Here is a 12,232-nt window from a genome sequence, read left to right as displayed (position 1 = left end):
TTAAATGAAAAACACCGTCGTTTTTGAAACGACGGTGTTTTTTTGGTTAGAATTAATTTAAGCTATAAATTTGTGGGAAGGTCATTATATATTTTTATTTTAAGCGGTGTTATAATAAATTTTATATTAATATATATTACTAGTTATCGCTTAGTTACAATTGTTTCATAACTGAGTTTTAAAACCGTAAGATTTAAGACTAACATAGCTGATTTGTAATTTTATTCTTACCTAAATGTTTTTTAGTGAATTGAATAATTCAAGATTATTCTGAGGGGGAATTAATTTGATTTATAATAAATATCGTTTTAATAAGGTCAACGATAAAAAAGTACTTAGAAAGGTAAAGAAACACTGGATCGTGGTTTCTTTATCCATGCTGACCGTGCTTACCGGAGGCGTAATGAGCTTCCAAAAGACGGTGCATGCCGATACGACTGGGGATGCTAATTACACCAACAGTGGGACGGATTCAAACACCAATGAAACTGACGGGCCAGCTGCGGCCTCGAGTAGCTCTGCGAGCGTGAAATCTTCAGCTAGTACTGACAGTAGTAGCTCGGATGCGACGACTAGTGAGGCGGGGGATTCAGCTGCTAATCATTCGACTCAGGGATCAAGTAGCTCCAGTAGCGTTACTAGTGATTCCAGTAGTGCAGATCAATCATCCAGTGCTACTGACCACTCCAGTGCTGATCAATCAGCAAGCAGTAGTGATGTCACCAAGGCCAGTGGTAGTAACAGTGACAGTAGTAGTACTACTACTAGTGATGATGCAAGCAGCAGCAATAGCGCTAGTTCTAGCAGTAGTGATACAAGTGGCTCTAGTGCTAGTTCAGCCAGCGCAAGCGCTAAGCAGGACTCGAGTGCTATTAGCAGCGCTTCTACTTCGTCAGCTAGTGCTAGTTCGTCTGCTGAATCCAGTTCTGCTAGTAACAGTGCGGATCAATCAGCAGTTTCAAACAATGCCATCAGCGTTGCCACCGTTAGTGGGAACGCTTCTTTGACGAGCACCCAAGTTGATGATCTCCAAACGCTCTTTACCGCTTCGGATGGGGTCAATAGTGCGATTGATATTAATAAGCTGTCCTCATCGGATGCGGAGAACGTGGAATTGTTGTATCGGGATGCAGATGCTACTGATGATGGAACCCCATCGGGACAGATTAGTAGCATGGCTGCGCAATTAAATAGTGCGTCTGCGAATAACTCATTAGTTGCTAGTGCTTATACGAATGCAATGAATGATTTATCAGCAGCTCAATCCAATGCTAGTTCTGCATATATATTAAGGGTTCGGTATGCTGATACATCAACTAGTTCCGGTGAATCGGCTAAGGAAAATGCTGCAAGCGCATTATCTGCTTTTAATTCATTAGCTAACTATGTTTCTTCACTTACTATTGATAGTGTTTTTGCTAGTCAAGCGCAATCTGGAATTTCAACGCTATCTAATCAATTGTCATCAGCTTCAAGTAATTCCAATATTGATTCAGCAACCCTTAGTAGTATTGCAACGGTTGTGAATTCACAGTCAAATAGTGCAGGATCCCTTGCAACTGATGCTGGAAATGCATCTAATTCTATTTCAATGGGGTCAAGTGTTATTAGTGGTTATGAATCCAACGTAGCATCGTTAGTAAGTGCGACTGAAAGTCAAGCAATTGCTAATAGTCAAGCAATTGCTAATGGGGTTAGTGGATCAGCTGCATCCATTAGTGGATTTGTAAATGTTACTACTGCATCCGGATTCGATAAGGTAATGCAGAATACTAATGTTACGCACGTTAATGTTGATGCTAATTTTAATCTATGGAACATTCCTCACTATGGCAATGATAATATGGACATTGCAAATTATAATTCAATGACTGTTAATGGATTACGAATGGATGGAACGACTACAACCGTTGACTTTGCTGGTGCATCTTATAATTTACGAGCTACAACTGTTATCATGGAAAATATGACTGCATTTGGAACGAATTATTATGGACCGGTTACTAACCATTATCATGGCACAAGTGCTAACTTGTACTATGATAATGTTACTTATACTGGATCTCAATTAGCTTATGCCACAACGACTAATTTGTATATTGGAAATCCTGATAATACTCCGGACACTGCTGGGAATTTCAATATTAATGACAATCCGATTAAAAGTAATGTGACTATTAATGGTGGGTTGAACTATTCTCCTTACGCTGTTGCACAAGAGTATGGTACTAATCCTGATAACGAATCTTCGTTTGTTGGAACTCCTAGCTATGTTGCTTTGGCACAAGCTTATATTGGGACTGGTTTAAATAGTGGCTCAAATCAACAAAATTTCCAAGTTAATAACATTGAATTTTTACCAGGAACGACTTTTAATGGTTCTACATTTGATGGTAACGTTGTTGAACTAGGATCTGGGGGGACTTTTACCGTTGACCACGGTGCGACGGTTACCTTACAGCCTGGTGGGAATACTAGTGAAAATATTGCCCATAGTAATAATCGGGGAATTGTTATTAATGGTAATGGGACTGTTAATGTTAATACTGGTGCTACCTTAAATATTGAACCATATGTTAATACTAACTTTTCTTCAACATCTTATTTACCTGGTGCGATTTATGCTAATGGTGGTGGAAACATTAATATTGCTAGTGGGGCTAAGCTAAATATTGCTGCTACTGGGAATGGCGATGGAACAACTTTTACTGGCGGACAAAATGGTGACGGATTAATTTATCTAGGTGGTACTTCTAATATTAATGTCGATAGTCAAGGTGAATTAGACGTTAGTGCTACTAATTTAGGAAATCAGCAGGGGGCATCAATGGCACTCATTTTTCTTACTGGGGGCCACAGTACCATGAACGTTTCTCCTAATTCAGTTTTACAATTATCAGCTGATGGAAATAGTCCAATTTCACTAATCAATGCCAGCGGAAATGTTACTATTACTGATCCTAAAAAGATTGTTATTGATAAAACTAAAAATAGTAATAGTGGAAGCGTTCTCTTTACTAATAGTGTTTCAATTAATGGAAGTTATATGTCGTTCACTGATACCAATGGAAATGTTTATGGACCATATTCTTCCTCAACTTTAACTGCTGATACTAGTGGTAACGTTTCTGAAACTACCCAAGGGGTCCTTCAACATACCACTAATCCGTACCTTACATTAGCCGATGCTGAATCAGCCGGCGGTCAAAATCCTAATGGAGTTTATAATACAACCCTTAGTAGTTATATTCAGATGAATCATGTTCCAGATGTCCAAATCTCAGGGATTCAATATAACACCACTACCGGAAAGATTTCTGGGAATTCAACCGCAGGCGCTTACATCAGTGTTAATTATGGTACGAATCAATATGCAGGGAGAGATTTAACTGCATCTAATGATCCAAATGATAAAGATGCAGATGGTAATCCAAATAAAGTATATGCCGCTGTAGCTGATGCGAAGGGTAATTGGAGTTTTATTGTTCCTCAAGATCAATTAGCGGCTGTTAATAATGCCTATAATAATTATGGATTAATTGCAAATGCTCATTTATATACCGTTAAATCAGAACATAGTAGTAATGACACAACTAATGCTGTTGATAATACAACTGCTGCAAACGCATCGATGAATGTTAGAGCCTATATGGATGGTGATAACAATACTCCTACGTCAGAGGATGGTTCTAGTACAGATTCTTATTATACCGATTTCACATATGGACAACGTTATCGTGCTGGATATCTTCAGGGACAAAAGGACATTACTTTTAATACAGCTGTTTATAGTCAAGATATGGACTATCAAATTGGGTATGAAAATGGGCAAAGTAATCAACCAGGAACACTTGCAAATGATTATTATAATCAAGCGTATAGTAATGTTTCAAGTAATCAGAGTATGTATGCACCGACAAGTAGTATTGCTAATTCAGCAAGTAAAGCCTATAGTACGGTTAGTACAGATTCAAGCCAGGTAAGTAGTTATAAGGCGTATGCCGATTCTGTTTTATCTAATTCAGCATATACTAGTTATGAATTTATTGATAGTTTTGCTGGATTCCAAAGTGGATTTAGCTCTACTGTTAGTTCAGAGTACGTTGCGATTAGTTCTAATAGTTCTGAAATAACTTCATTATTATCAGTTGCATCCAATGCGGTTGCTGATGGTAATAATAGTTTCTACGGCAGTAATAACATTAGTAATGGCAGTATCATCAGCAGTAACAGTAGTTCATGGATTGCAGGAAGTTACTTAGATGATGCAAGCAATAATGTTAGTTTGGCAACATCAATGTCGCGAGATTCAAGCACTGCAATTCAAGCGCAAGCTTATATTACGCTTGCTTCATCTGACGCCACAGTTTTATCATCAATTGCTGGATCTACAGCTAGTGATAACGTTATCGTTTCATCTGCAATGGCTGCAATTTCTAGCGCGGTAATTGCAATTAGTCAGGAGCTCATTTCTGCTAATAGTGCGACAAGTGCTGCTAGCATTAATAATACTACACTAAGTGATATGGTTAGTACTGCTAATAGTGGAATAGCAGCCGGCAATACTGCAGCTGCAAATGCTTCTAATGCGGTTTCAGTCGCTAATAATGCTGCTAGTGAAGCTTCAAATGCTGCAGGGAGTGCATCTGGTGGTGAAGCTTCTCTTACCTCTTACTTTAATACTGCTTCAATAGCTACTAGTAATGTTGCTAATTCTTCAAGCTATGCATCATCTGTAGCAGCTAGTGCTGCTGCGCAAACTGCAAAAGATAGTACCTCACCTAGTTATGCAACGATTTCATCATTAAATAGTCAAATTGAAAGTGCTGCTAGTGTTGTAGCATCAGCCGCAAATGATGCTGCTAGTGCTAAAAGTGATGCTGCTACACAATCTAGTATTGCTGTTGCTCAGTCAAACGTTGTGGCTAGTTTATCAAATGAAGTATCTAAGTATGCTGAAAGTGCTAGTGCTGCTGCTAGTTTATCTTCCTCGCTTTATGCACAAAACCCAAGTGCTAATTCTGCATCTGCATCTTCAGCACTTGCTAATGCCATTTCTCAAGCCAATTTAGCTGCTGGAGATAGTTCCGCGATTGCAGCAGCGGGGGATTCTGCATCTAATGCAGCTGCTAGTGCTGCCAATGCTGCTAATAAAGCAACTAGTGATAGTAACACAGCTGCAAATGCGATTACTACTTTGAATAGCCTTAATAATAGTTTTAAATCAAATGCAGATTATAATCCACAACATGATATTAGCGTTGCTAATTCATTGATACAAGCTGCTAGTTCTGCAAGTTCGTCGTATAGTTCTTTTTCTGTTGCTAATTCTAGCTCCGCTGGGTTTGTTAGCAATCAATACACTAGTATCACTTCGTTAATTCAAAGTGCTAGTGATGCTAAAAATGGAGTTAGTGACTATATGAGTTCGCTAACTAGCCTTTATAATTCAAATTCTGGAAATTCGTTGGTTAAATCTGAGTATGTTGCAGCATCCAATGCATCTGATGCAATTGCAACAGATGCTTCTACTGTTGATTCGATTAGTGGAGCGGTTGTTGCAACTAGTTCTAACGCTTCAATTGCGAATGATAGCATTGCCTCGTTAAATTCTGCTAATCCATCTTCATATGCAATTGCAGTTGGTAGCTTGGGTAGCCAAGCACTATCAGCAGCTAATAAAATGGATAGTAATGCGGCATCCTCTGCACTATCTTTAGGTGCGATTTCATTAGCTGAAGCTAATGGCTATGTAACAACTGCTAGTAAAGCACACGCAACTTTATCTGGTGCTAATATAGCGTTCAATCAAGATATTGATTCATTATCAGCTATTAAAATGCAATCGCAACTACCCATTATTTCAAACGCTAATTCGATTGCAAATGCAATCATTAGTATGAATACAATGCTCAGTTCAGCTCAAGCTAGTGCTAGTGATGCTGCAATTCAATCATCTAATGCAACCATTCATAGTAGTTCTGCTAATTCATATTCAGTTACTGCTAGTTCCGGATCAAGATCCATTGCTTCAGGTAGCGCTCAAGTTAGTTCACAATCATCAGCAATTAGTTCGATTGCTAGCATGTATCCATCTGATGCTAACCTGAAAAACGATAGTAGTATAGCTAATAGTGCTAGTGTCGTTGCTAGTTCCGCTAGTGCTGATGCTAATATTGCGTCCAGTGATGCTAGTTCGGCAAGTTATGCTGCAAGTTCTCAAGCATCAATTGCAGCTAGCTATGCAATCGCTGCTAGTAACGAAGCTACTTCTGCATCTACTAATGCTTCATTAGCAGTTAGTGCTTATTCTGCAGGGGATAGTTCTGCAGCTAATTCTTATGTCGTTCAGGTATCAATTAATTCTAGTTATGCTTCTGTTGCTGATAGTAAAGCAAGTGTTGCTAATAGTTCTGTCGCTAGTTATACAATCAGTGCATCTAGTGCTGCTTCACGTGCTTCAAGTGATTCTTCAGTAATGAGCCAAGCTGCTACTGATGCAAGTAGTGCGTACAATAAAGCAGTTGCTGCTGGATCTGCTGATAGTGCTGCAATTGCTGCTGGTAGTTATGCTGTCCAAGCAAGTAGTTCATCTAGTAACGCCTCTAATTCAAGTAGTTTAGCTAGCTCTGCTAGTTCAGTTGCTTCAAATGAAGCTAATGCAGCAACATCTACGGCAACGAATGCTTCAAATAGTGCTACTAGTGCGGGCTCAATTGCATCATCAATGAATAGTTCAGCTAAAGCGCAATCAAATAATTCAGCATTGAGTTCTTATGCAAGTATTGCAACTAGTGCTGCATCCAATGCTAGTTCTGATGCTACAGTAGCTAGTTCTGCAGCATCAAAGGCGCGGGATGATAGTTCGAACGCAGGCTTACAAAGTTCAACGGCAAGTAGTGCATCCTCTGATGCTAGTTCTGCAAATTCTGTAGCATCTAGTGCTGCTATTGCAGCATCAAGTTATGCCACTAATGGTGATAGTAGTAATGCGATCTCTGAACAAAGTGCTGCTAGTTCTGCGGCTAGCAAGGCTGCTATTGATGCAATCAATGCTAGTGAAGCTGCTAGTGCAGCATCAAGTTATGCTAGTGATGGTAGCGTTCAGAATAGTATTGCTTCTAGTGCATCTACTAACGCAAGTAATGCTAATAGCACTGCCCAAAGTGCCTCGAGTGCTGCTAACACCAACAGTAATGCAGCTACTTCTGGATCTAGTTCTGACGCTTCAATTGCTAGTTCTGCCAGTTCATCTGCTAATTTAGTTGCTAGTACCGCTGTGGGTGTCAATAGTGATTATCAGTTGGCATCTGAATACGCTGGTTCTGCTAGATCCGCAGCGAATGCAACTAGTACGGCCAATTCCTCTGCTAATAGTTATGCTAATGTAGCTAACTCGCTCTCAGCTGCTAACAGCAATAACTCCGTAGTATCCGCATTCGCATCAAGTGCTAATTTGGATGCCAGTTCTGCTAGTTCATATAATAGTGATGCAATTAATCAATCTAGCATTGCAAATTCCGCAGCATATGCTGCTTCTGGTGCTGATAGTCAAGCTAAACAGGATTCTAGCGCTGCTTCTGCTAACTTAGCTAGTGTTAATTCATATGTATCGGAAGCTAATTCTGCTTACCAAAATGGTGATATTAGCGCTGGAAATTCATATCAAGTTCAAGCAGCAAATGCTTCATCAGCAATTCAAAATCAAATCACTGATGTTAATAAGCAGTCATCAATTGCTAGTTCAGCCCGGGTCGCTGCAAGCAATGCTGCTGCGCAAGCTGAAATTGATCAAGCCAGTGCCCAAGCTGCTAATGATGCTGCAAGTGATGCATTGTCATCTGCTCAATCAGCTGCTAGTCAAGCCACTAATGCCAATTCCAATGCAAGTCAAAATAGTAGTAGTGCAAACTCTGCTCAATCAGTTGCCAATAGTGCTAACACTGCTGATTCCACTAACGTTAGCTCTGCTAGTTCCTATGCTGCTCAAGCTTCGAGCTACGCTGCCCAAGCTGATTCCAATCGGAGCAGTGTTAATAGTGCCAATGGTAGCATTGCATCGATTGCTAGTGCTGGTTCTAACGGTAGCAATGCAAGCCTATCCTCGTATGCCCAAGCTGCATCCTCTGCTCAGTCTGCAATTACCAGCTACGCTAATGATGCTGATACACAAAACAGTATCGCTTCTAGTGCCGCCAGTGAAGCTACTTCACTTCACGGTTCCGATACTAGTTTGCTTGCATCCGTGAATAGCTATTCCACTGCTGTTGCCAATGATGATGCGAGTGCGAACTCCGCTTACCTAGCTGGTAGTACCACAGGAGATAGCTTTGCTAGTGCCGCCAAGAGCGCGGTTGCAAGTGCTGCTTCAGTTGCAACTACGTTATCAAGTAACGCTGCTTCAATTCAAAAATTAACTGATAGTGCCAGTGTTGCTGCTTCTAAGGCTGCCAATGACGTTCAATCAATCAACACCGCTGTTGATTCATTTAATAGTGCTTCCAACGCCTTTGCAAGTGTTAGTGCTGCTACTACTTCGGGATCATCCTCCGTTAATAGCGCTTCGAATGCCTTTAGTATTGCTAGTTCTTCAATTAGTAGTGTAAATAATTCAAATCAAAGTTATCTATCGTCTGCAAGCGATTATAATCGTCAAGCAAGTTTAGCATCATCCGCAATTAGCACTTCATACAGTGCTAATAGTACGACTGCTAGTGAAATCAATTCTTACTTCATTAACAATGTTTCGGATTCTGTATTTAAATCAGCTAACAGTGTCGCAAGTAGTGCAATGAATACAATTAATGCAGCTAGCATTGATGCCTCTAACCAAAGTTCAGTTGCATCCAGTGCTTATTCGGTTGTATCAGCAGTAGCTTCATCTACTTCATCGATTAATAGCCAAATTCAATCCATGAGTGCTAGTGAAAGCAGTTACTATTCATTAGCAAGTTCTGATTATGCTGCCGGAAATGTAACTTCAGGATCTTCTTATGCGGCTCAGGCAAGTTCGATTGCATCCAATGCGAGTTCGTTAGCTGTGGTTGCATCCAATGCTTCAACTTCAATTGCGGCTACTACTTCAGCCGGGAGCATTGCAGCAAGTAAGGCTATTTCCGATCAAAATCAAGCTAATTCTGCACATGCGGACTTAAGCAATGCCTATTCTTCTGCTTCTAATGAAGCACAAAGTGCCTCCAGTGGGGCTAATTCATCTGCAACATCAGCTAACTCTGCCGCTAGTTCAGCTTCCAGTGTCGCTAGTTCGTATGCAAGTGGTGCGGGTACCGATTCAAGTAAGGCATCAACTGCCAACTCAGTGGCTAGTTCCGCTGATAGCGTGGTCACTAGCTACTCTAACACTGCGAATGGTCAATCTACGGTCATGAGCAATATTGTCAACAACCCAAGTAACGCAAGCAACAGTGCATTAAGTACCGCTAGCTCCGCCTTTAGTTCTGCTAGCGCTGCTTTGAGCAGTGCGAAGACGAGCGTTGATGCTGATTCGACCGATGCAAGTACTCAATACAGCATTGCCAGTGCCGCTGCTTCTCAAGCAAGCAGTAATGATGCTACGGTAATTGCTAATTCTAGCTTAGCTAGTCAGGCTGCTAGTCAGGCCGAATCTGCTAATAGTGCGCAAAATTATACTTCCGCTGCAGCATTTAATTCAAGTGCTTCGAGTTATGCTGCGGCCGCTAGTCAAGCTGCTGATGCTGCCAAAGCTAATAGTGTTACAGCTTCCAGTGCCACTGCCTCTGCTCAATCCGCTGCTGATCGGGCTAGTGCCATTGCAAGTAGTGCGGCTTCACAAAGTACTGTCGCTTCGAATGCTGTGGCATCTGCGCAAGCTGCTAGTTCTGCCATTAGTTATGCTAGCCAAACGGCAAGTGCTGCGAGTGCCACTAGTGGGTATTCTAGTTCTGCTAATGCTGCTAGTTCCGCTGTCGCTGGTGATTCCAAGGCCGCTAGTCAAGCTACCGCTAATGCTGCTACTGATGCTACCAATGCAGCTTCACAAGCTCAATCGGCTGCCAGTGCATCTGCATCAGCTGCCGCAGTTGCTTCTGCTAATCCAAAGAACTCGACGATTGCTTCATTAGCATCCAGTGCGAGCGTTGCCGCTTCGAATGCTGCAAGTGAAGCTGCTGTAGCATCTACTGCACATTCAAATGCGGTTGCTGCTTCATCAACAGTGGCAGTCCAAAGTTCAGCAGTTAACTCGGCTTCATCAGTTGCTAGTTCCGCGAACTCAGTTGCTAATTCCGCTGCTAGTGCCGCATCTTCAGCTGCCCAAAAGGGTGATAGTTCTACGGCTAGTGCCGAAGATTCAATTGCTAGTGCTGCTGCAATTGATGGATCGAATGCTGCTAAGGATGCATCTTCAGCTCAATCTGCTGCTGATGCTGCCAATAGTGCCGCCAGTTCTGCTAATAGTGCTGCTAGTTCTGCTAATAGTGCTGCTAGTTCTGCTAATAGTGCCGCCAGTTCTGCTAATAGTGCTGCTAGTTCGACTGCTAGTGCTGCTTCATCAGCTTCTGGTAACAACTCCGGGACTTCCAGTACTGCCAATAGCGCTAGCTCCGCCATTAGCGTTTCTGCAAGTGGGGCCAATGCTTCTACAAATAGTGCATCTAAGTATGCAACCCAAGCCAGTTCCGCTGCTGTCGCTACCAGTGGCTTTAACAGTACCGCCCAAAGTAATGCAACTGCTGCTAGTTCGATTGCTTCCGCTGCAGCTACGAACACGATTGTTAAGAATCAAGCATCGATTGCTAGCTCTGCCGCTAGCGTTGCAGCGAGTGCACTTGCTGATGCCAATGCTCAATCCAGCACTGCTAATAGTGCCTATGCGGATGCTAGCTCTGCCGCTGCCCAAGCTAATAAAGATTCAGTAACTGCTAGCTTGACTGCAAGCAATGTAAACAGCTTAGTAGCTGCTGCTAATAGTGCTTACACCAACGGTGATGCTACCGATGGTTCAATTTACGCTGCCCAAGCTTCGATTGCTGCTAAGGGTATGCCTGCATTGGTCAGTAACGCATCTGCGCAATCCACAACGGCTTCGAATGCTACGGTGAATGCATCCAATGCTGCATCTAAGGCGATTGCGGATCAATCCTCTGCCAGCCAAGCTGCTATTAATGCAGCTTCTGCCAATATTGCTGCTTCATCTGCTGCGAGCCAGGATTCGACTGCCACTTCTAACGGGAATAATGAATCCAACACTGCTTCCTCAGCTAACTCGGTTGCCGGTAGCGTTACTACTGGTGACATTAACAACGCTAGTTCAGCTAATTCATATGCCAGTGATGCATCGGTATCTGCCAGTCAAGCTAGTTCTAGTGCTGATAGTGTCAACACGGTTAATGATTCAATCGCTAGCCTTGCTAAGGCCAATGCTTCAAATGCTTCGGTGGCTAGTTATGCTACTCAAGCCAGTCTGGCTAATTCTGCCATTACTTCATACAACACAGATGCGCAAAATCAAAAATCAATTGCTTCGGTTGCCGCAAGTACTGCGACCGTACTCCAGGGTTCAGATAGTGCATTGAACAGTACCATTGCTAGCGCATCCAGTGCGGTTAATAGTAATGTGGCTGCCGCTAACTCCGCTTATGTTGCTGGAAACACTAGTGATGGTGATAATTACTCGACTGCTGCAAGTACGGCTGCGAGTGTGGCTTCCGTTACTGCACAAAGCATGATCAATAACTCAAGTGCGATCTTGAGTCAAACCAATATTGCGAGTGTGGCTGCTTCCAGTGCGGCTAAAGATGTGCAAAACATGGCCGTTCAAATGAGTAGCTTTGCGAATGCGTCCAGTGCAGCCTCCAGTGCAGCCTCGACTGCCAATAGTGGGAATAATAATGCAAGTAGTGCAGCTAGCACAACTAGTTCTGCAAGTGCAGTGACATCATCTGCCGAAGGGACAGTAACAACTGATTCTAATAATGCTAATAGTGCATATCAATCAGCTAGTTCCGCTGCGGCTAAGACCAGTGGGTACAATGCTAGTGCTACCACGATGACGAACACGATCAACAGCCTCGTCACTAATGATCCAAGTAATGCGGCCTTTAGTTCTGCAGCTTCCACTGCCAATAGTGCCATGACCGTAATTAGTAGTGCTAATTCCGACGCCCAGGTTCAAAAGGGCATCGCAAGTAGCGCTTCTTCAGCCGTGTCTTCACAAGCTGCTTTGGTTAGTTCTGCGAATGCTAATATGAGT

At 42.3% G+C, this 12,232-nt stretch carries 1 protein-coding gene (only partly in view); it reads left to right on the top strand.

The window, feature by feature from the left end:
* The first annotated feature begins 286 nt into the window (after window positions 1-286).
* Window positions 287-12,232 carry the start of a DUF5776 domain-containing protein gene (locus tag MOO44_RS07255; protein ID WP_260116470.1) on the top strand. Its footprint extends 38,565 nt past the window's final position, so only the first 11,946 of its 50,511 coding nucleotides appear in the window; its start codon is at window positions 287-289; its stop codon lies off the right edge, out of view.

The organism is Nicoliella spurrieriana, assembly GCF_023380205.1.
GTDB classification, from domain to species: domain Bacteria; phylum Bacillota; class Bacilli; order Lactobacillales; family Lactobacillaceae; genus Nicoliella; species Nicoliella spurrieriana.
The sequence above is the reverse complement of the archived record's forward strand: the minus strand, read 5'-3'. Positions and strand labels throughout refer to the sequence as shown.